Origin of the sequence: Acinetobacter sp. BHS4 (assembly GCF_018454425.1) — a bacterium.
In the GTDB taxonomy this organism is placed as follows: domain Bacteria; phylum Pseudomonadota; class Gammaproteobacteria; order Pseudomonadales; family Moraxellaceae; genus Acinetobacter; species Acinetobacter pittii.
Genome location: NZ_CP075323.1, coordinates 996,800 through 1,016,940, shown reverse-complemented (window position 1 = coordinate 1,016,940; position 20,141 = coordinate 996,800). Strand labels below are relative to the sequence as shown.

The 20,141-nt window shown below is 37.3% G+C and carries 22 protein-coding genes, 1 tRNA gene and 1 pseudogene; 5 read left to right on the top strand and 19 right to left on the bottom strand.

The features are described from left to right. Nucleotides 1-70 precede the first annotated feature (70 nt). The 6 genes from KIP84_RS04915 to uvrB form a co-directional block, all read right to left on the bottom strand. On the bottom strand, nucleotides 71-745 hold the full coding sequence (locus tag KIP84_RS04915; RefSeq protein WP_016140309.1) for a hypothetical protein: 675 nt from the start codon (nucleotides 743-745) through the stop codon (nucleotides 71-73). Between the two features lie 11 nt (nucleotides 746-756). Further along, a complete protein-coding gene (locus KIP84_RS04910; RefSeq protein WP_017399267.1) occupies nucleotides 757-1,482 on the bottom strand; it encodes a hypothetical protein in 726 nt (241 codons plus the stop codon). Between the two features lie 149 nt (nucleotides 1,483-1,631). After that, on the bottom strand, nucleotides 1,632-3,089 hold the full coding sequence (locus tag KIP84_RS04905; protein ID WP_002118702.1) for a glyceraldehyde-3-phosphate dehydrogenase: 1,458 nt from the start codon (nucleotides 3,087-3,089) through the stop codon (nucleotides 1,632-1,634). 216 nt (nucleotides 3,090-3,305) lie between these two features. Beyond that, the gene (rarD, locus tag KIP84_RS04900) at nucleotides 3,306-4,253 is read right to left on the bottom strand and encodes an EamA family transporter RarD (RefSeq protein WP_213689422.1); all 948 of its coding nucleotides are present in this window, start codon (nucleotides 4,251-4,253) and stop codon (nucleotides 3,306-3,308) included. Nucleotides 4,254-4,363: 110 nt separating this feature from the next. Continuing rightward, nucleotides 4,364-4,960, bottom strand: coding sequence for a lipocalin family protein (locus KIP84_RS04895; protein ID WP_213689421.1), 597 nt, complete (start codon nucleotides 4,958-4,960; stop codon nucleotides 4,364-4,366). Nucleotides 4,961-5,053: 93 nt separating this feature from the next. Beyond that, the gene (uvrB, locus tag KIP84_RS04890) at nucleotides 5,054-7,075 is read right to left on the bottom strand and encodes an excinuclease ABC subunit UvrB (RefSeq protein WP_002118463.1); all 2,022 of its coding nucleotides are present in this window, start codon (nucleotides 7,073-7,075) and stop codon (nucleotides 5,054-5,056) included. A 179-nt stretch (nucleotides 7,076-7,254) separates the two neighbouring features. On the opposite strand from uvrB, the gene KIP84_RS04885 reads away from it, so the two are divergent. Continuing rightward, nucleotides 7,255-8,046 carry a hypothetical protein gene (locus tag KIP84_RS04885; protein ID WP_213689420.1) on the top strand — a complete coding sequence of 264 codons (792 nt, stop codon included), beginning with the start codon at nucleotides 7,255-7,257 and terminating at the stop codon, nucleotides 8,044-8,046. Nucleotides 8,047-8,221: 175 nt separating this feature from the next. Then, nucleotides 8,222-9,661, top strand: a pseudogene (locus KIP84_RS04880) (diguanylate cyclase). A gap of 29 nt (nucleotides 9,662-9,690) precedes the next feature. On the opposite strand, the gene KIP84_RS04875 reads toward KIP84_RS04880, so the two are convergent. Next, entirely contained in the window at nucleotides 9,691-9,870 is a 180-nt protein-coding gene (locus tag KIP84_RS04875; RefSeq protein ID WP_002118942.1) for a hypothetical protein, read from the bottom strand. Between the two features lie 208 nt (nucleotides 9,871-10,078). On the opposite strand from KIP84_RS04875, the gene KIP84_RS04870 reads away from it, so the two are divergent. After that, on the top strand, nucleotides 10,079-11,314 hold the full coding sequence (locus KIP84_RS04870) for a pyridoxal phosphate-dependent aminotransferase (RefSeq protein WP_002118408.1): 1,236 nt from the start codon (nucleotides 10,079-10,081) through the stop codon (nucleotides 11,312-11,314). A gap of 51 nt (nucleotides 11,315-11,365) precedes the next feature. Here the strand turns inward: KIP84_RS04870 and KIP84_RS04865 are convergent, their stop codons facing one another. Continuing rightward, the gene (locus tag KIP84_RS04865) at nucleotides 11,366-12,208 is read right to left on the bottom strand and encodes a DMT family transporter (protein ID WP_213689419.1); all 843 of its coding nucleotides are present in this window, start codon (nucleotides 12,206-12,208) and stop codon (nucleotides 11,366-11,368) included. A 239-nt stretch (nucleotides 12,209-12,447) separates the two neighbouring features. Between KIP84_RS04865 and KIP84_RS04860 the strand changes: the two genes are divergently transcribed. Further along, the gene (locus KIP84_RS04860; RefSeq protein WP_032063319.1) at nucleotides 12,448-12,885 is read left to right on the top strand and encodes a PaaI family thioesterase; all 438 of its coding nucleotides are present in this window, start codon (nucleotides 12,448-12,450) and stop codon (nucleotides 12,883-12,885) included. A 15-nt stretch (nucleotides 12,886-12,900) separates the two neighbouring features. Here the strand turns inward: KIP84_RS04860 and KIP84_RS04855 are convergent, their stop codons facing one another. Together KIP84_RS04855 and KIP84_RS04850 are read right to left on the bottom strand one after the other, a co-directional pair. After that, nucleotides 12,901-13,332, bottom strand: a complete 432-nt coding sequence (locus KIP84_RS04855; protein WP_213689418.1) for a hypothetical protein — start codon at nucleotides 13,330-13,332, stop codon at nucleotides 12,901-12,903. Between the two features lie 41 nt (nucleotides 13,333-13,373). Then, nucleotides 13,374-13,520 carry a hypothetical protein gene (locus KIP84_RS04850; RefSeq protein WP_079381033.1) on the bottom strand — a complete coding sequence of 49 codons (147 nt, stop codon included), beginning with the start codon at nucleotides 13,518-13,520 and terminating at the stop codon, nucleotides 13,374-13,376. A 46-nt stretch (nucleotides 13,521-13,566) separates the two neighbouring features. On the opposite strand from KIP84_RS04850, the gene KIP84_RS04845 reads away from it, so the two are divergent. Further along, a tRNA-Asn gene (locus KIP84_RS04845) sits at nucleotides 13,567-13,642 on the top strand. Between the two features lie 168 nt (nucleotides 13,643-13,810). Here the strand turns inward: KIP84_RS04845 and KIP84_RS04840 are convergent. The 9 genes from KIP84_RS04840 to lepB all read right to left on the bottom strand — a co-directional run bounded on the left by KIP84_RS04840 (nucleotide 13,811) and on the right by lepB (nucleotide 20,100). Further along, entirely contained in the window at nucleotides 13,811-14,569 is a 759-nt protein-coding gene (locus KIP84_RS04840; RefSeq protein WP_213689417.1) for an SDR family NAD(P)-dependent oxidoreductase, read from the bottom strand. 272 nt (nucleotides 14,570-14,841) lie between these two features. After that, on the bottom strand, nucleotides 14,842-15,486 hold the full coding sequence (locus KIP84_RS04835) for a tRNA-(ms[2]io[6]A)-hydroxylase (protein ID WP_213689416.1): 645 nt from the start codon (nucleotides 15,484-15,486) through the stop codon (nucleotides 14,842-14,844). Between the two features lie 6 nt (nucleotides 15,487-15,492). After that, nucleotides 15,493-16,218, bottom strand: a complete 726-nt coding sequence (gene pdxJ / locus KIP84_RS04830; RefSeq protein ID WP_017386244.1) for a pyridoxine 5'-phosphate synthase — start codon at nucleotides 16,216-16,218, stop codon at nucleotides 15,493-15,495. A gap of 13 nt (nucleotides 16,219-16,231) precedes the next feature. Next, entirely contained in the window at nucleotides 16,232-16,945 is a 714-nt protein-coding gene (locus KIP84_RS04825) for a DNA repair protein RecO C-terminal domain-containing protein (protein ID WP_016146115.1), read from the bottom strand. Between the two features lie 9 nt (nucleotides 16,946-16,954). Next, nucleotides 16,955-17,158, bottom strand: coding sequence for an NF038104 family lipoprotein (locus tag KIP84_RS04820; RefSeq protein ID WP_005067833.1), 204 nt, complete (start codon nucleotides 17,156-17,158; stop codon nucleotides 16,955-16,957). A 17-nt stretch (nucleotides 17,159-17,175) separates the two neighbouring features. Then, the gene (gene era / locus KIP84_RS04815) at nucleotides 17,176-18,198 is read right to left on the bottom strand and encodes a GTPase Era (RefSeq protein WP_014207367.1); all 1,023 of its coding nucleotides are present in this window, start codon (nucleotides 18,196-18,198) and stop codon (nucleotides 17,176-17,178) included. A gap of 11 nt (nucleotides 18,199-18,209) precedes the next feature. Further along, the gene (rnc, locus tag KIP84_RS04810; protein WP_005067830.1) at nucleotides 18,210-18,902 is read right to left on the bottom strand and encodes a ribonuclease III; all 693 of its coding nucleotides are present in this window, start codon (nucleotides 18,900-18,902) and stop codon (nucleotides 18,210-18,212) included. After that, a complete protein-coding gene (locus KIP84_RS04805; RefSeq protein WP_032055219.1) occupies nucleotides 18,874-19,248 on the bottom strand; it encodes a DUF4845 domain-containing protein in 375 nt (124 codons plus the stop codon). The genes rnc and KIP84_RS04805 overlap by 29 nt, the downstream gene beginning before the upstream one ends. Nucleotides 19,249-19,272: 24 nt before the next feature. Continuing rightward, the gene (lepB, locus tag KIP84_RS04800) at nucleotides 19,273-20,100 is read right to left on the bottom strand and encodes a signal peptidase I (RefSeq protein ID WP_005067825.1); all 828 of its coding nucleotides are present in this window, start codon (nucleotides 20,098-20,100) and stop codon (nucleotides 19,273-19,275) included. Nucleotides 20,101-20,141: the final 41 nt, after the last annotated feature.

Genomic DNA, 20,141 nt, shown 5'->3' with positions numbered 1-20,141 from the left:
CCAGCAGATGCTTTTAGTTTTGCAAATAGGATCCTTATAAAAAATAAAATTTAGCCAATTTATTTAATTATCAAGGATGAACATTGCGCAGAGGTAAGGTCATTTGCATATCAAGATTTGCTTTTGTTTTTGGCACAGAATTATACATGATGGCATTAAATGACGAGACATTACCCATTTCCATAGGATCATTTACGTTTAGGCTTGGTTTAAACTGATGTTTCACCGATAAATTTACGGGTTCATCGAATTCAAAATAAACAGGACCATCAAAAACAATTTTAACGGGAACGGTATAACTACGTTTTAAATTAAAAGGCACATCTAATTTAATAGGGATATCTAATTTAAGTGGAAATTTTGGTAAAAACTTACTTTGATAAACCAAATCTGTGGTGGTTTCTAAAGGCATAACCTGATCAATTTTTAGAGTCGTTGAATAATCGACACTTACCGTAATAGGTGTTTCTACGGCAAAATTTAAATCTGCTAAATATTTGCCTTTTAAAGGTAAAGTTAATTGGCGGTCTATATCTAAAGTTGTATCAAGTTTACCAATAGACTGAACTTGTAAAGTATTGCCAACTTGGATTTTTGTTTCTAGAGAGTCAGGTAAACTAATATCAGCATTATGAGCAGAAACGACTAAATTTGCCTGAATGTTGAGATACACCCAAAACATAATAGCCGCAAGAATCATCATTAAAAAGAAACTGATTACCATACTCTTGAGTGAACGGAACATTAGCATCCACCCTATTGATCAGCTGTCTTTTGTGATGTTTCTGAACCTAATACTCGATTTAATCGCATAGTGGACAGAGGAATCTTTAACTCACCATTTGCAATCTTAACAGGCAAAGTATTTTTCACATCAACTGAAGCATTTAATGCAGTTTTAACAGGTACATTTAAATTACCCTCAATTGGGATATTCGTGTCTAATCTTGCTTTTAAAGGAATATGTAGATTTTCTTTTAATACCGTGCGTACTGGAGCATCAAATTTTAAATGAACCTTTTGCTCAAGCGGGACATTAATATCAATTGGCACATCAAGTTTTAATGGAATTGTCCCTTTCAATGGCAACGTAATATCACGGCCTAAAACTCGCACCTGAACCTTAGTATCAATTGGTAGATTTTGCTCAACTTTTAATGTTTCTTTGACCGGGATGGTTGTGCTAATCGGCACCATATTATCGAAGTAAACACGTGGAGTTAATGTTTGTGTTAAAGGAATATTCAGTTTCTCATCAATTGGAATACTGGCATTTACGCGCCCTTTTACATCCACATTTAAAGCATCTTGTACTTTAACCTTAACCTGTAGAGGCTCTTGCAAATCAATAGCAACCGCCTGATTTTTAAGTGGAATATAAATATTAAAGTGCTTAAATACCCATATTGCAATGAGTACACCACATAAATTGGCAATAATGATAAATACAAAAACGACCAACAAACGTTTAAACTGCGACAATTCCTATCCCTTACTATTTTCTTTTTTTCCTTAATTTGTATTCTCATTTATTTACAAAAAATAGTCAGCATATATTTTGTACGGTTGTAAAAAAACCCAGTCTAAACTGGGTCTTTTTGTGAAAATATTTTATAGATCGTTAAATGATCTTAAGCATTCAATTCTGCTGGGATTTTTTTGTAGCTTACGCCGCACATTTGTTCAGCAATACGTAATACCTGACAGCTATAACCAACTTCGTTATCGTACCAAACGTAAGCAGTTAAACGGTTACCAGAAGTAATCGTTGCTTGAGCATCGTATACACCTGCTGTACGAGAACCGATAAAGTCACTCGATACAACTTCAGTCGAGTTGGTATAACCAATTTGACCTTGAAGGTTAGAGTTAATCGAAATTTGACGAATGTATTCGTTCACTTCTTCACGATCAACTTCTTTATCAAGTGTTAAGTTCAAGATTGCAAGAGATACGTTTGGTGTAGGAACACGTACAGAGTTACCAGTTAATTTACCTTTCAATGCAGGTAATGCTTTAGCAACCGCTTTAGCTGCACCAGTCTCTGTAATTACCATGTTCAAAGTAGCAGCACGGCCACGACGATCTGCTTTATGGTAGTTATCGATTAAGTTCTGGTCATTTGTAAATGAGTGAACAGTTTCAACATGACCGTTAAGAACTTTATATTTGTCATCCAATACTTTAAGAATTGGAGTAATTGCATTTGTTGTACAACTTGCAGCAGAGATGATTTTGTCTTCATCTAAGATATCTGTGTTGTTTACACCAAATACAACGTTTTTCATTTCGCCTTTACTTGGTGCAGTCAATACAACACGTGCAACGCCTGGGCATTTCAAGTGTTGGCTTAGACCTTCAGCATCACGCCATTTACCAGTGTTGTCGATTAAAAGTGCATTTTCAATACCGTATTCAGTATAGTCAACTTCACTTGGGCTAGACGCATAAATCACTTTAATGAAGTTACCGTTAGCAATGATTGCTTCGTTTTCTTCATCAACAGAAATTGTACCAGCGAAAGTACCGTGAATAGAGTCACGACGAAGTAAAGAAGCACGTTTTGCTAAGTCACCGTCAGAAGACTTACGTACAACGATTGCTTTAAGGCTTAAACCACGACCTAAACCTGATTGGCTAATGATTAAACGAGCCAAGATACGACCAATACGACCAAAACCGTAAAGAACTACATCTTTAGGTTGTTCAGAAGTTGCGCTACCTTTGATTGACTCAACTGATTGAGCAACAAAAGCATCAACATCACCGCCTTTTTCTTTGTATTCAACAGCAAGTTTACCGATATCAACTTCTGCAGAACCAATATTTTCAACTTTTGCTAAAGCTTCTAAAATTGGGAATGTGTTTACAACAGAAAGTTCAACGTCTACAACACGTGTACGACGGTGAGTTTTCAAAATTTGGATAACAGAACGGTTAATTAAAGAGCGACCGTAAACAGATACGACAATATTTTTTTCACGGTATAATTGACCGATTAATGCAATCATACGTTCCGCGATTTCTTCACGGTTTTTCCAACGGCCTTGGTGTTCAGCGTGCAGGGCGATGATAGTGTCTTTGCTCACAGATACGTCCTCTAATTAATTATATCTAGGCGTGATTTTTAAAACCCCGTAATTGTAATGGAATTATTGGCAAGAATGAATCAAAAGCTGACGTTAGTGACTAGATTTTCCTAAAATTCATCATAAATTCATAAAATACCTATAATTATTTTTTATTATCTTATTGTTTAAAGCAGCTAAATTTTTGCTTTTTCTTACTTTTTAGGTTCTGACGGCCTATTTGAGTTCATCATTTTTTAATCTTTTTTGATATTTCGTGATATTAAGTTGCAGATTTTGGGCTTTTTGCCGTTGTTGATAAAGATGAATTGCCCCTTCTAAAACGAGTACAAAAACAGCACACCAAATCGGAATATAAGTGAACCATTCTTCTTGACCAATGCTCTCCCCTAAAACCAAAGAAGCTAAAGCAAGTAATACAGGTTCCAAATATCCTAAGAGTCCAAACACAACTAAAGGTAAAAAGCGGCTTGCTAGAATATAACTTCCCAGACCAATAGCACTTAAAATTCCAAGCCCAATAATGATCAAAGAAAGACTCGGTTGGTCTATAAATTTACCGTATGGCAGCAAACCTGTATGAGTTAAATAAATCGCAACGGGCATAATAATGACCAAATCCCACCAAAAGCCCCCTAAATTATCTGTTTTAATTTTTTTACGTAATAAAAAGTAGGCAGAATATCCAACTGCTACCAATGCAGTTTCCCACGCAATACTTCCCAAACGCCATATCTCATGGCTAACGCCAATGACTGCAAGAATAATTGCTACCCATTGAAATTTTGATATTTTTTCGCTATACAACACACTTCCAGCTAAGACAAGAACCAGCGGTAATAAGAAATATCCCAAAGAGACTTGTAACCCACGCCCATGCATCGGCCCCCACAAAAAAAGCCAAAGTTGTACTGAGGTTAAAATAGAGGTTGTGATTAATAATAATAGTAAAGAAGGCTTAGCCAAAATACGTTGATAGATATTTTTGATATAAGCTAAATCACCACTCCACCACATAAATAAAGTAAGGAACGGTAGTGTTGCAATAATGCGCCATCCAAAAGTTTGCTCACTATCGAGCTGGCTTAATAATTGAGTATAAAAATAAAGTACACCAAAAGTGAATGATGCCATGACAGACAAGATCACGCCCTTAAACATCATCAACCTCTTAGACTTTAGTAAAAACAACTCACTACAATACTTGATTTATCCACTATAAAAAAGAAAAAACCATGTAAAAACATGGTTTTTTCTTAAACAGACATATACCACTATTCTTTATGTTCTGTACGAATAATATCTCGAATATCAAAACCTAATGTTTTTGCATAATTTAAATATTCATCTACCACTTCTTGCTCTGGATGAGGGTCTCTTGATAACACCCAAAGGTATTTACGTGAAGGTTCCCCAACCAAAACAGTCTGATAGTCTTCATCTAACTTTAAGATCCAGTAATCCCCACGGATTACCGGAATCCATCTTACAGCTTCCGGTAAAAAACTTACCTTCAATTTGGTGTTATATGGCGGGTTAACCACAAAGGCCTCCCCGATAGATTGCTGTAATTGTTTTCTATTATCGTAGCAGCGATTATCTACTACTACATTTCCATTTTCGTTTAAGGTGTAGGTTGCAGATACATTATAAGCACACTTTTTTTGAAAAAATGCAGGTTTACGCGCGACTTCATACCAAACACCTAAATATCGGTCCAGTTCAACTTTATAGACAGTTTGCAAAGGTTTCGGCTGGGCATAGACATAGGTTCCAACAGCCAAACCAGCCAAACCAGCCAAAACGACACCGCCCAACGCAATTTTAACCAAACGCCAGCTGGCTTGCGGAACATTATTTCGAAATGCCATTGTTGCCCTCAACGATTAGTTGTGAATACAAAAGAACTCAAATATCTACAGTAGCTTGTTTTTTAAACACATTATGTAGCGTTATGTATTCGTTTATTGCAACATTTGCGCTTTTAGTCGAATGATTTCATCACGTATCCGTGCTGCTTGCTCAAACTGTAAATCTTTCGAAGCTTTTAACATCTCTTTTTCAAGCTTAGTAATATGCTTACTAAACAATTTTGGATCAGAGAGAATATGTCTTTCGTCAGCACTTAAAGCTTGTGCTTGTTCAAGCACCTTCTCATCAATTTCGTCGTCTGAAAGCACTTCGCCTGAATCAATTTCTTTGATGACCTGACGAACAGCACTACGTGGCGTAATACCATGCAACTCGTTGAACTCGATTTGTTTAGCTCTACGGCGTTCAGTCTCATCTATTGCTTTTTGCATAGAATCAGTAATTCGGTCAGCATATAAAATTGCTTTACCTTTCACGTTACGCGCGGCACGACCAATTGTCTGAATGAGTGAGCGTTCTGAACGTAAAAAACCTTCTTTATCTGCATCTAAAATAGCAACTAAAGAAACTTCTGGCATGTCGAGACCTTCACGCAACAAGTTAATACCGACTAGAACGTCGAATACACCTGTACGTAACTCATGAATAATTTTGACACGTTCAACCGTGTCAATATCCGAGTGTAAATAAGCGACTTTAACCCCATATTCTTTTAAATAAGAAGTCAGATCTTCCGCCATACGCTTTGTTAAAGTGGTCACTAACACACGTTCATTTAGATTCTTACGAATATTGATCTCAGAAAGAACATCATCAACTTGAGTTAATACAGGACGAACTTCAATTTCAGGATCGATTAGTCCTGTTGGACGTACCACCTGTTCAACTACTTGGTCAGACTTTTCTAGCTCATATTTAGCAGGTGTTGCACTGACAAAAATGGTCGTCGGTACAATGCGCTCCCACTCTTCAAATTTCATTGGTCGATTATCAAGTGCGCTTGGTAAACGGAACCCGTAATTCACTAAATTTTCTTTACGTGATCGGTCACCTTTATACATCGCTCCAATTTGCGGAACTGTAACGTGTGATTCATCAATAATCAGCAATGCATCTTCTGGTACATAATCAAATAAAGTTGGAGGCGCTTCACCAGCTGGACGACCAGACAAATGTCTTGAATAGTTTTCAATACCATTGGTATAGCCCAACTGTTGCATCATCTCTAAATCATAACGGGTACGCTGCTCAATACGCTGGGCTTCCAGCAATTTGTCATGTTCACGGAAGAATTTAAGTTGATCTTGTAATTCATCTTTAATTGTATCAATTGCACGAGTCAGATGATCTTTCGGCGTTACATAGTGGCTTTTTGGATAAATCGTAACACGTGGAACTTTACGAACCATTTTACCCGTTAACGGATCAAACCAACGGATCGAATCGACCTCGTCATCAAACAGTTCAATACGAATCGCGTGTTGATCAGATTCGGCAGGAAAAATATCAATAATTTCGCCGCGAATTCGATATGTACCACGTAAGAACTCAAGTTCATTACGCGTATATTGCATTTCAACCAAACGGCGGATAATTTCATCACGACTTACACGGTCGCCCTCAACCACATGCAGTAACATTTGCATATAAGCATTTGGGTCACCCAAACCATAAATTGCAGAAACTGATGCCACAATAATTGCATCACGACGCTCTAATAGAGCACGTGTTGCTGATAGTCGCATCTGGTCAATGTGATCGTTAATAGCGGCATCTTTTTCAATAAAAGTATCTGAGGATGGAACATAAGCCTCGGGTTGATAGTAATCATAGTAACTTACGAAATACTCAACCGCATTATTAGGGAAGAACGCTTTAAACTCTCCATAAAGCTGGGCAGCCAAAGTTTTGTTATGAGCCATCACAATTGTAGGTCGCTGTGTTTGAGCGATCACATTCGCCATGGTATAGGTTTTACCCGAGCCAGTTACACCAAGTAATAACTGATTACGAAAACCATGCTCGATACCATTTACCAGCTTTTCAATGGCCTGTGGCTGATCACCTGCTGGCTGATAATGAGTGACCAAATCAAAAGGTTGATTTTCGTTCAAAGTTATCTCTCTTTATGAAAAATTGAATTTAACGTCTCCCCTTTTAATGGGGATTTTTATCTTAATTTAAAGTCCAAATTGAGCTGGAAATTCAATGTAAAAGATTAAGCATCTTAACACTTGACCAATACCCTAATCGGTTGCAACATGAAGCTATCCATTAAACAAAAAGTATAACCATGACCTATCAATATCATGATGAAAGTATTGTAACTGAACTTCCCGAAGATACAGTTTTTGTATTTGGAAGTAATCTTGCTGGACAACACGGTAGTGGTGCAGCGCGCGTTGCAAGTCAGCACTTCGGAGCAGTTGAAGGTGTAGGTCGTGGCTGGGCTGGTCAAAGCTTTGCAATTCCAACTTTAAATGAACACATTCAACAAATGCCACTTTCACAAATTCAGCATTATGTTGAAGACTTTAAGATATACACAAAAAATCATCCTAAAATGAAATATTTCATTACTGCATTAGGTTGTGGCATTGCTGGTTATAAAGTTTCCGAAATCGCTCCTCTTTTTAAAGGGATTTATCATAACGTTATCTTTCCGGAATCTTTTAAACCCTATGTAGAAGATAATGCAGTATCACAATTTCCGACTTTAACTCAAAAGATGGTACAAAGTTTCATTAATGATGAAGTTATTTTTTACTTTAATCATGGCAGTGAATCATTTGAAGAAGCTTTAGATAAAACTGATTTATTAGATGCTGAAAAAGCCATAGCTCTTATTGTCTTAAATGAAGAGTTGTACCCACGAGATCGTTATGGACGAGGCCGTGATCATGAGCTTAGTGATATTTTAGGGAAGTTAAACGGTAAAATTTTCAATCTTCATGGAAACTCTGAGGGTGCCATGATTTTTGTAAGTGCAGTTGTTGCACTGATGGAACTTTACGATTTTGATGAGCAAGATTTTATTAAGTTATGGCGTGGTGAAAAAAACATTGATCACCCTATTAATCGTTAATTTTTCTTATGAATTTATGAGTTAAGCAGATAATCTCTGCTTTCTCATTATTTTATTTTTAATTACATTTAATCCTTTTATTTTTAATTATTCTAATATATTTAAACTCTTTATCCTCCCAAATCTTAATTTTTCTCATTATACTTTAAGGCAAACTGAATACTTAAAGAAACATATGGAAACTTTAGATTCTTCGATTTTTGACCTTAGCCCAATTCCGATGTGGATTGAAGATTTCAGTGAAGTTAAACAACAATTTGATTTATGGAGAAAGCAAGGAATTGAAAACCTTCATGAATTTTTAAATCAAAATAAACACTTAGTTATCGAATGCGCTCATAAAATTAAAATTATTCGTGTTAACCAAAAAACTTTAGAACTTTTTGAAGCAACAACACACGAAGAACTATATTCAAATTTGAATCTCATTTTTAAAAAGGAAATGTTCGAATCACATATTTATGAGCTTGAAGCGTTATAGAATGGCAAAACCCATTTTTCAAGCACTACCGTGAATTACACCTTATCAGGCAAACGTATTGATGTTCAGTTAAGAGGTTCCATTTTACCTGGTTCTGAATCTACCTTTGAACGTGTATTAATTACTACAGAAGATATTACCCCTTATCAAAATGCACTCCGTCAGGAAGAAAAAAATCGTCGACTGGCTGAATCTATGTTTATCTACTCGCCTACTTCGCTGTGGGTCGAGGATTTCAGCCGTATAAAAAATAGAATTGATCAACTTAGGCTATTGGGAATTGAAGATTTTAGAACTTTTCTAGATGTTCATCCTGAGTTTGTCCGCCAGTGTGTAGAGGATATTTTAATTTTAGATGTTAATCAGGCCACGATAGATTTATTTAAAGCTCCTGATAAGTCGACACTTTTAAGAAATACACACAAGATTTTTGCTGAAGAAATGGTTGAAACCTTTCGAGAACAACTCATTGAGTTATGGCAAGGTAATATTCATCACAAACGTGAAGCCATTAACTACGCTTTAGATGGCCAAATAAGAAATGTCTTACTTCAATTTACCGTTTTTCCAGGATATGAAGAGACTTGGGGGCTGGTACAAGTTGCACTGACAGATATTACTGCACGGAAAAAAGCGGAAAACTATCTTGAATATTTAGGGCAACACGATGTTCTTACTAAACTATATAACCGTGCTTTTTTTACAGAGGAACTTAACCGGTTAAACCGAAGTATTATTCGACCAGTTTCTTCAATTTTTTTAGATATGAACGGATTAAAAGAAACAAATGACCAGTTTGGGCATGATATTGGAGATGGTTTATTACGCCGTGTTGGAAATATTTTAAGTCAGGCTATTTCAAATACAGCATATACTGCATCCAGAATCGGTGGTGATGAATTCGTGATCTTAATGCCAGGCGCAGATGAAGCGCACGTTCAAATTATGCTTCAAACGATTCAGGAGCTTTTTAATATCGACAATCAATACTATTCAAGCCATCCAGTAAGTATTGCAATTGGACATGCAACCACTCAAACAAATGAACAAATTGAGGACATGTTAAAACGAGCAGACCATCACATGTATCAAAAGAAAAAAAGTTATTATCAAGAAATTTTATTCAATCAATAAAAAACAGGCATATTGCCTGTTTTTCAAAATTAGCGTTTTCCCATAGAACGACGCGTACCACGGGGAGGCATCCATGTTCTATCCGCGTATTGCTCTGGTTTTGGACGCACTTGGTTGTGTACCGCATCATCTGCTTGATTGCTTTCATTCGGCATTGGGAATGGCAATTTCACCAAAGCCTTTTTCTGTTTTGGCTGTTGCTCAGTCATGATTCATTCTCGAAATTTCGATTGCGACCTATTATAAATGATTTTTATCATTTCTTTTCAAAAAAGCTTCAATTGAGTAAAACAGCAACAAGAATCTTCTTAAATTAAACTTTTTTACATCTAAAAATACCCGTATCCGCAAATTGCTTAATTTTTGCGATAAGATAGTATGCTTTTTATTTTTTAATCCCATAAGAGGAATATTGCCGTGGACGTACGTCTTTCTGATCGTGTCAATGCTATCAAACCGTCCCCTACACTTGCTGTAACAAACAAAGCTGCTGAACTTAAAGCTGCTGGCAAGAACGTGATTGGTTTAGGTGCTGGCGAGCCAGATTTTGATACCCCTCAACACATCAAAGATGCTGCAATCGAAGCGATTAATAATGGTTTCACCAAATATACGGCTGTAGATGGTACTCCTGGGTTAAAAAAAGCAATTATTGCTAAGTTCAAGCGTGATAATAATCTTGATTATCAAGCGAACCAGATTTTGGTTTCTTGTGGTGGTAAGCAAAGTTTCTTTAACTTGGCACTTGCTCTATTAAACAAAGGCGATGAAGTAATCATTCCAGCACCTTTCTGGGTAAGCTATCCAGATATGGTTATTATTGCTGAAGGTACTCCAGTCATTGTGAAATGTGGCGAAGACCAACGCTTCAAAATCACTCCTGAACAATTAGAAGCTGCTATTACACCTAACACTCGTTTAGTTGTATTAAACAGCCCATCTAACCCAACAGGCATGATTTATAGCAAAGCTGAATTAGAAGCTTTAGCTGAAGTTTTACGTCGTCATCCACAAGTATTTGTTGCATCTGACGATATGTATGAACCGATTCGTTGGGAAGATGAGTTCTACAACATCGCAACTGTTGCTCCTGATTTATATGACCGCACGATTGTTTTAAACGGTGTTTCTAAAGCATACGCAATGACAGGTTGGCGTATTGGCTATGCAGCCGGTCCAGCAAAAATCATTGGTGCAATGAAAAAGATCCAATCACAGTCAACTTCTAACCCAACTTCTATTTCACAAGTTGCTGCTGAAGCTGCATTGAATGGTCCACAAGACGTTTTACAACCTATGATTGAAGCGTTTAAACGCCGTCATGACTTAGTTGTAAATGGCTTAAATGATATTAAAGGTATCTCTTGCTTACCTGCTGATGGCGCTTTCTATGCCTATGCAAACATTCGCCCTCTTATTCGTGCAAAAGGCTTAAAATCTTGCACAGAGTTCTCTGAATGGTTATTGGAAGAAACTGGCGTAGCAGTTGTTCCTGGTGATGCATTTGGTTTAGGCGGTTTTATGCGTATTTCATATGCAACAGCTGACGAAGTACTCGTTGATGCGTTAGCTCGTATCAAAAAAGCTGCTGACTCAATTGAAGGTGTAGACGCTGCTATCGCTTCAATTGAAGCTGAAAAAGCTGCGAAATAATCTGCATTTTGCACAAAAAGGGTTCTCTTGAGAGAACCCTTTTTAATTCACTTATGCATTTTTGGCTTTTTGAGGTCTTACATAAATAACTAATAAAATTCCAAATAAAACCATAAAACTCGATAAAATCACTCGCCCTGTCACAGTCTCATTTACAAATAGGCTTCCACCTATAATCGCCAAACATGGCACACTTAGCTGTACTGTACTCGCTGTCATCCGATCAATATGCTTCAAAATCGCATACCAGAGTACATAAGCCCCGCTTGAAGTGACACCACCCGACAAAATCGCTAAGATCCATCCTTGCACGTCAATGTAGCGATCTTGGGCAAGTAATACATTTGCCAACAAAACCATTGGCACAGCTAGCGTAAAATTTGCCAACGTACTACCAATAGGCTGCGTCATATTGCGACCCGCGATGCTGTATCCCGCCCATGCCAAACCAGATATCACCATAATTAGAGCATATCCCCAATCAGGCGCATGAGTACCGGGTAATAACAAAACACTGATTCCAGTCAAAGCAATACATAAGCCTATACCACGGTATATGCCAATCTGTTCACCCTGCCAATAGCCATAAAGCACCATAGTCAGCTGTACAACCCCAAACAATAACAGAGCACCAATACCAGCGTCGATCTGAAGATAAGCATATGAAAATGCCAAAATATAAAACGCTAGAAAAAATGCGTTTTTTAAACTCCATTGGACTTTGGTTTGAGACGATTTTGAATATAAAAACAGTCCAAATAAAACAACCGCACCACTTGCTACTCGTATGAGGCTAAAAGTCATTGGATCAATATGTTGGCCTGCCAAAGCCAAACGACACAATACAGAATTTGCTGCAAAAGCCGCCATTATGAGTGCAATTTTAAAAAGCATTGTCCTTATGCTCCTGTTATTTCTTATAGTGTAAAAGAAGTCTTTCTTATCTATCTAATTTGTTATGCAACTCATTTAATTCAATTTTTATAATAAAGGAGTTTTATATTAAATGGACAAGTTTTTAAGATTCAACTTATCAGTTCAATCTTTAACACTAGAATTGACTTATCGATGACTTAATAATAGGCTAATATCAAGTTCTATTTTAGAACTTAAAGAATTAAAGGACCCAAAAAATGAAAAATCCGATGGAAATGACTGGCCTTGAATTTTTACAAGCAATGATAGAAGGCCATATTCCACCTGCCAGCATTAGTAAAACAATACCTATGCAACCTACTGAAATTTCAGAAGGATCTGTTACTTTTAAAGCTCAAGCAGATCATAACCATTTAAATCCACTCGGTGGCGTACATGGTGGTTTTGCTGCCACCGTCCTAGATTCAGTGACTGGCTGTGCAGTACATACGATGTTACCTGCGGGTGTAGGTTACGGCACAATCGACCTTAACGTAAAAATGTGCCGCCCTATTCCCCAAAATCAGGCTTTAATTGCAACAGGCAAAGTTATTAATTTAAGTAAAAATTTAGGTATTTCTGAAGGAAAGATTATTGATGAGGAAGGTAAACTGTATGCCTATGCAACAGCAACCTGCATGATTATTCGTTCATAATTATTAAAAGCAGCCTTAAACCGCTGCCTTTTTTATTAAGTCATCTGAATTATCTGGACGTTCACAAGTTTGTGCAATCAGATACGGCGCCCAAATATTTTTAAGTTGGAGTTCTATAATTTCTTGATGCTCTACAGACCAAGCTAAAACTTTATTTTTACCCAACAATAACTCCCCTTCTAATTGAAAAATATATAAAGATTCAGAAGAGTTTAGTAGTTTCGAGCTTTTTAAAATCTTAAGTGAATTATGCACATTCCATTTAGCGCTAAACCAAAGCTGCAATAAATCGCCTAAATATAAATCCTGCTTTTTGAAAGGATAAGCATTAATCCATGCACCGTCTACGGGTGTGTAATAAGATTCTGATTGATTTAAGATATTCAGATAATTGTGTTGATAGAAATCAAAATTAGAAAAAATAGAAGTGATCGTAAGCGTTTTCATACTTATCTCCGATTTAGCCATTTTAGTGCTGGCAAGTTGGTTTAAATCCACACTGTTTGGATTTCTCCAAACGCTTGTTCTTTTTTGAATCTAGCAATTGATTTTTTAAAGTGCAAGTAATTTCTTAACTCATCACTCAACTGATCAAATAAAAAGCATACAACACAAAAATGAAGTAAACATGACAATTTAGACTTGACCCTTCTCAAAATCTCCTTATAATCGCATGCAGATTCTCCCATAGCTCAGTCGGTAGAGCGACGGACTGTTAATCCGCAGGTCCCTGGTTCGAGCCCAGGTGGGAGAGCCAAATACTAAAAAGCCCGCAGCATTAAAGCGGGCTTTTTTTTGCCATAAATTTATCAATAACTATAAAAAATCCTCTATCAGCAGATAGAGGATTTAATTTTTTCTTAGAGTCTTTATTAGGTTTAACGCTCTAACCTAACTCGAAAGAATATATTTTCTTCTTAAATTATTATTCCACTTCAACCACTTTTAAAGGATTAAAAGATTGGGTGGTCGGCATCATTTCAATACGATTAATATTAATGTGTGGCGGTTGTGAAGCAATCCAAGCTACTGTATTTGCAATATCTTCAGGCAAAAGTGGATTCTTTTTATCATATAGACTGTTTACTTTATCCTCATCACCTTTAAAACGCACAAGAGAAAATTCAGTACCTCCACACAACCCTGGTTCAATGTTACTTACGCGCACACCAGTACCAGCCAAATCAGCACGAAGATTTAGACTAAATTGCTCCACAAATGCTTTGGTTGCCCCATACACGTTACCACCCGGATATGGATATGTACCTGCAATTGAGCCCATATTAATAATCAAACCTGATTTTTTCTTTACCATACTTGGCAAAATTAATCGGGTAATCGTAACAAGCCCTTTAACATTGGTATCAATCATCGTATACCAATCATCTAATTCTGCTTTATCAGCGGGTTCCAATCCTAATGCCAATCCAGCATTATTCACCAATAAATCAATTTGACCGATTTGAAATTCTGCTGGCAAATCAACCAATACTTTATTTATATTTTCTGCCGTATCTATCATGTCAAATACTAATGGGTAGAATTTCTCACCAAGTTCTTGTTTTAGTTCTTCTAGTTTTTCTGCTCGTCTTCCGCAACCAATAACGTTATATCCTAACTCAATCAGCTTTTTTGAAATGCTATAACCAAAGCCCGCTGAGGCACCTGTAACTAATGCTAACATTCTTATATCCTTAGAAATGATCAACTATTTCAGTTGAACTCATGATGAACATATCAGCCTTTATATTTACACAATATTTATTATTAGCCTAAAAAAATAAAAGTTTTTTTAAAAATTTTAAGAGAAATTAAAATCTAGAAAAAATATATTTATTAAATGATTAATGCATTAAAAAACTAAAAGCAGAGCATGCTTACTGCAGAAGAGATAATGTTCACCTAATAAAAAAGTTTACCGTAAAAGGTAAACTTTTTTATTAGAGACATCCAAGACTAAGCAGGAATACCACTATGAAAACGGAAAGTATTATCTGGGGTTAAAATCAGATTCTTTTCAACTTCACGGATATGATCAATTCGCTGCTGAATATCCTCTTTAGGATCTTTCATTTTTGCAGTTTTCGCCACATCAAGCGCAAGAGCTAGATAGTCTTCAAAATGACGAGACTCTGACTTAAGCAAGTATCGATAATAACGTCCTAACTCATCATCTACACGCGGAGCAAGTGCATAAAAACGTTCACATGAACGAGCCTCTACGAATGCACCAATCACCAGTACATCAATTAAAGCTTCAGGCTCATACGTACGTATCTCTTTACGCAACCCACCTGCATAACGCCCAGCACTTAAACCAGTCCACTCTTGACCACGCTTAGCCATAAGCTCAAGCACTTGTTCGTAGTGAAGCATTTCTTCTCGTACAAGTTGGGCAAGTTTTACTTGTAAGTCAGGAAAGAAGCTATAGCGGAACATTAAGTTCATTGCTGTACTAGCAGCTTTCTTTTCACAATTAGCATGATCTTGCATCAAGATATCTAAATTTTTGATTGCTTCATCCAACCATGCTTTTGGTGTTTGACACCCTAAAAAGGCCACCACAGGTTGCATTAATTCATCGTAATTGATACTCGACATAACCAACTATCCTGCTGCCTGAATCGCTGTTTTCATATCTTTAACAGCTTGAACCAGACCTACAAAAACACTTTCAGCAATAATTGAATGACCAATGTTTAATTCATGAATTTGTGGAATAGCTGCAATTGGCGCAATATTTTTAAGGTTAAGGCCATGACCTGCATTTACAACCAAACCTTTTGAAGCTGCATACTCAACACCTTTGATAATGCGCTCTAACTCGGCTTGTTGATCTTGCTCCGTTTCCGCATCTGCATATGCACCCGTGTGCAACTCAATCGTAGGTGCGCCACACGCAACTGCTGCATCAATTTGGGCTAAATCAGCATCAATAAATAATGATACGTCGCAACCAATGGCCGCTAAAGTTTGAGTTGCAGCTTTAACTTTTTCAAAGTTACCCACTACATCCAAACCACCTTCAGTTGTTACTTCTTGGCGTCTTTCTGGAACAAAACACACGTGCTGCGGCTGAATTTCTTTCGCAAACTCGACCATTTCATCAGTAACAGCCAACTCTAGGTTCATACGCGTTTTTAATAATGGACGCATGCGACGTACATCATCATCTTGAATATGGCGACGGTCTTCACGCAAATGCAAAGTAATCCCCTCTGCACCCGCTTGTTCACAAATAAGAGCAGCTTCTACAGGGTCTGGATAAGTAGTACCGCGCGCCTGTCTCAAAGTAGCAACATGGTCTATGTTTACACCAAGCAATGCAGCCATAAATAAATCCTAATTACGATTGAGTTTGAGTATTTTGAATCCACAATTGTCGACTTTTTAGGGGACGATCTCCTAAAAGCGATGTAATCATTTGACGGTATAGTTTACCTAATAATTGCAATTGTTCGTGAGAAAAATCCTGGCCTTGCTCATAATCCAACATAGATAAAATTGCTTTACCTGACAATGAAGAACGACTTGCCTGAACAACGGGCGCAAAACCTTCGGTCACCTGAAATTGATAAAACTGGTGAGCCTGTATTGGCTGTTGTTGAGTATCGATTGAGAAATCAATCGCGTAACCCAGCTCAGGAAGTAAAACATGTTCGAACTGACGCAAAATCTGTCTCAGAAAAAGATCAGGATTTTCGTGGGAAGATAATTGCTGTAATTGAAGCAGGGTTAATTGATATTGCTCAAAAGATTGCGGCATTGCCTCTTCTAATGGGCAAAGTCTAAGAACAATTTCATTTAGATAAAAACCAGCAAAAAAAGCATCACCAAAAAAGAAAACAGGCTGATTTAATATTTCCAGCTTAGTAAAATTTTTGAGTTCACTTTTACCTGTGGCTTGCAGTCGAATAGGTTGATATTGAGGGGGCGGAGTCTGTCTTAAAATACCATCGACTCGCCCATATTCCTGAGTAAAAAGATGCACAATATGACTTTTTTCACGGTACTTACGGTGATGAATCATATATCCATGGAGGACTTCATTGCGCATCATAAAAAGAATCTATTCCTCAGATTCTTTTTCTTTTTTATCATCCTCATCATCACCGTCAGGAATAACAGCACCTACAACAGCTGCCGTACCTTTAACTACACCTTTGGTAGTTTTATAGGCGATACCTACTGGTACGGTTACAAGCTTATATACACAACCTTGTAACATCAATGTACATCCAACTATAGCGATTAATGATGTAATTGTTTTCATACCAGCATCCTTATCCTTTAGATATCACTATATCCTAAGCTTTTTAGAGCACGCTCATCATCAGACCAGCCACCCTTCACTTTTACCCAAAGTGTGAGCATAATTTTTTGCTCAAACATTTTTTCCATGTCCTTACGAGCATCCATACCAATCGTTTTAAGCTTAGTACCTTTTTCACCAATCACAATGGCTTTTTGACCAGCGCGGTCTACAAAAATCGTTGCATCGATATAGGTACAAGCCGGCTTTAAACGACCAGTTTTTTCATTAACAGTTGCTTCTTCTGTTTTGAAAGATTCAATTTGTACTGTTAAATCATAAGGAAGCTCTTCACCCAACTGACGCATGATTTTTTCGCGAATAATTTCACTTGCCAAGAAGCGTTCAGAGCGGTCAGTAATCTGATCAAATGAATACAATGGTGGTTGGTAAGGAAGGTATTTCTCAATCGTTTCACTCAAGTGTTCCAAGTTTGCACCACGCAAAGCAGAAACAGGAACAATCTCAGCAAAATTCATAAGTTTGGCACGTTCTTGAATGAGAGGAAGAATCTCTCTTTTATCTTCAAAAGTGTCCGCCTTATTAATGACCAAAATAACCGGCATTTCAGCGTTCTTGAGTTTTTCAAGCACTAAATCGTCGTTTTGAGTCCACTTATAAGCATCGATAACGAATAAAACTAAGTTAACGTCACGTAATGCAGAATGAGCAGCACGGTTCATCATTTTATTAATAGCACGCACTTCCTTTTTATGCATACCTGGGGTATCTACATATACCGCCTGCATTTTTTCACGCGAATCAATACCAATAATTTTATGACGTGTTGTTTGAGGTTTACGCGAAGTAATAGAGAGCTTTTGACCCAATAAATGGTTCATAAGGGTAGATTTACCCACATTTGGACGTCCCACAATCGCCACAAATCCGCTCTTAAAATCCGAAGGGATTGTTACGCCTTTGGAACTAAAAAATTGATCAATCAGATTATTAGGATCTTGGTTTTCATTTGAATCTGGATTGATTTGATCAGAATGCATCGACATGCAGGTTATTGCTCCAATAACTTTAAAATTTCCGCCGCTGCTGCCTGCTCGGCAAAACGACGACTTGAACCCTCACCATAAATCTTCGGTAAACCATCTACCACACATTCCACTTTAAAGTGCTGATGAGGTGCATCACCCTGAATATCTACAACCTCGTAAACAGGGAGAGGTTTTTTACGTGCTTGTAGATACTCTTGTAAACGTGATTTCGGATCTTTGAGTTGATCCGTAGGTTCTATATGGTCTAAATAGGGTATGTACCATTTTAGCACAATATCTTTAAGTAAGTTGAGATCACCACTATCAAGATAGATTGCACCAATAATCGCTTCTACCGTATCTGCTAATATTGACTCACGATGATGACCACCAGATTTCAACTCACCTGTACTTAATATTAAACACCGACTAAGTTGCAAATCAGTTGCAATCTTACCTAACGCTTCTTGGCGAACTAAGGTCGCACGCATACGCGTGAGACGACCTTCATTTTCATTTGGATAGGCATGATATAGATAATTGGCGATTATCATGCCTAATAATGAATCACCGAGAAACTCTAAGCGCTCGTAATTGTATTTGTGACTCACCGAACGATGAGTCAAAGCTAACTGTAACAATTCAAGCTGCTTAAATTGATATCCGATTCGACTCAGTAAGCGAGGATCACTTAGTTTGAACTGATGTTTTATCAAAACTTTTCTCAAATGTTAAAACTAAATCAATATTGAATAAGAAAGGTTTTCTTACTTCATATTTCTTTTTGACCGTTAGACCTGACTGATTAAACACTTGAGCGATCTCTTTAAAGTGGAGATCACGAATATTGTTCATTTCGAGTCGCTGATCCATTTGTGTTACAAACTTTTGTGGTGTGATCTCAGAAGAGCTTTCTTGTAAAAGCTCTTCTATCTGATTATTAATCAGCCGATCATCCCAATATGCTGGCCAAACTGCAAGTACAGCTTTTACTGCAACCGCAAATATAACCACCCCAAATAAAATTGCTAAATACGAAGTACCCTGTTGTGCCTTACGCATTTCTTTTTTTCCTAATGGTTGTTTTTAATCTATTTTTCCATTTCGGCTAAAGTTAGGAAGGTGTAAACCCGGTTCTTTATGCATCCACACGTAGAATGCTCGTCCTGTTAAGTTTTCTTCAGGAACGAAACCCCAGAAACGACTGTCTGCACTTTGATCTCGGTTATCCCCCATTGCAAAGTAATGTCCTTTTGGTACAGTCACTTCCCAATATAAACCGTCTTGGTTCGCATATTTACCATTTTCAACATAGTTGATAAACGGTGCTTGGCGCGCCACATTTACGCCTTCAAGCTCACGCATCGTAAAGGTATGCTCACCAATCGTCTCTTTATGATAAATAGACGTTGGCGTATCCATCACATCTTTTTCACGACTGAACTGTGTTAATACTTTCGGTACTTTTTGCCCGTTAATAATTAATTGCCCATGGTCATAAACAATATGATCACCAGGTAAACCGATTACACGTTTAATATAACTAATAGTCGGTTGAGGTGGGTAACGGAATACAATTACATCACCACGCTTCGGTTCGCCTACATCAATAATCTTCTTATTAACGATAGGTAGACGTACACCATAATCAAATTTATTCACCAGAATAAAATCACCAGTTTCTAAAGTTGGCACCATAGAGTCCGATGGAATATTAAATGGTTCATAAAGAAATGAACGAAGTACAAGTACTACAGCTAAAACTGGCCAAAAGTCATAGGCCCATGTAATGACAAAATTTTCGTTCCCGCGTCCTTTATTTGCACGCTGTTTTAATACAAGTTTATCTAACAACCACACTGCAAATAGAATCAGCGTAACTGGAACAAGAATTAAATTAAAATCAAAATCCACATGACCTCACTCGCAGCCTCGCTGCTTGTATTACAGTGGGG

Coding starts and splice junctions, on each gene's coding strand:
- KIP84_RS04915 (WP_016140309.1), bottom strand. CDS start 745: ATGTTCCGTTCACTCAAGAGTATGGTAATCAGTTTCTTTTTAATGATG.
- rarD (WP_213689422.1), bottom strand. CDS start 4,253: ATGATGTTTAAGGGCGTGATCTTGTCTGTCATGGCATCATTCACTTTT.
- KIP84_RS04895 (WP_213689421.1), bottom strand. CDS start 4,960: ATGGCATTTCGAAATAATGTTCCGCAAGCCAGCTGGCGTTTGGTTAAA.
- KIP84_RS04885 (WP_213689420.1), top strand. CDS start 7,255: ATGACCTATCAATATCATGATGAAAGTATTGTAACTGAACTTCCCGAA.
- KIP84_RS04875 (WP_002118942.1), bottom strand. CDS start 9,870: ATGACTGAGCAACAGCCAAAACAGAAAAAGGCTTTGGTGAAATTGCCA.
- KIP84_RS04865 (WP_213689419.1), bottom strand. CDS start 12,208: ATGCTTTTTAAAATTGCACTCATAATGGCGGCTTTTGCAGCAAATTCT.
- KIP84_RS04860 (WP_032063319.1), top strand. CDS start 12,448: ATGAAAAATCCGATGGAAATGACTGGCCTTGAATTTTTACAAGCAATG.
- KIP84_RS04855 (WP_213689418.1), bottom strand. CDS start 13,332: ATGAAAACGCTTACGATCACTTCTATTTTTTCTAATTTTGATTTCTAT.
- KIP84_RS04840 (WP_213689417.1), bottom strand. CDS start 14,569: ATGTTAGCATTAGTTACAGGTGCCTCAGCGGGCTTTGGTTATAGCATT.
- KIP84_RS04835 (WP_213689416.1), bottom strand. CDS start 15,486: ATGTCGAGTATCAATTACGATGAATTAATGCAACCTGTGGTGGCCTTT.
- pdxJ (WP_017386244.1), bottom strand. CDS start 16,218: ATGGCTGCATTGCTTGGTGTAAACATAGACCATGTTGCTACTTTGAGA.
- KIP84_RS04825 (WP_016146115.1), bottom strand. CDS start 16,945: ATGATGCGCAATGAAGTCCTCCATGGATATATGATTCATCACCGTAAG.
- KIP84_RS04820 (WP_005067833.1), bottom strand. CDS start 17,158: ATGAAAACAATTACATCATTAATCGCTATAGTTGGATGTACATTGATG.
- era (WP_014207367.1), bottom strand. CDS start 18,198: ATGCATTCTGATCAAATCAATCCAGATTCAAATGAAAACCAAGATCCT.
- KIP84_RS04805 (WP_032055219.1), bottom strand. CDS start 19,248: ATGCGTAAGGCACAACAGGGTACTTCGTATTTAGCAATTTTATTTGGG.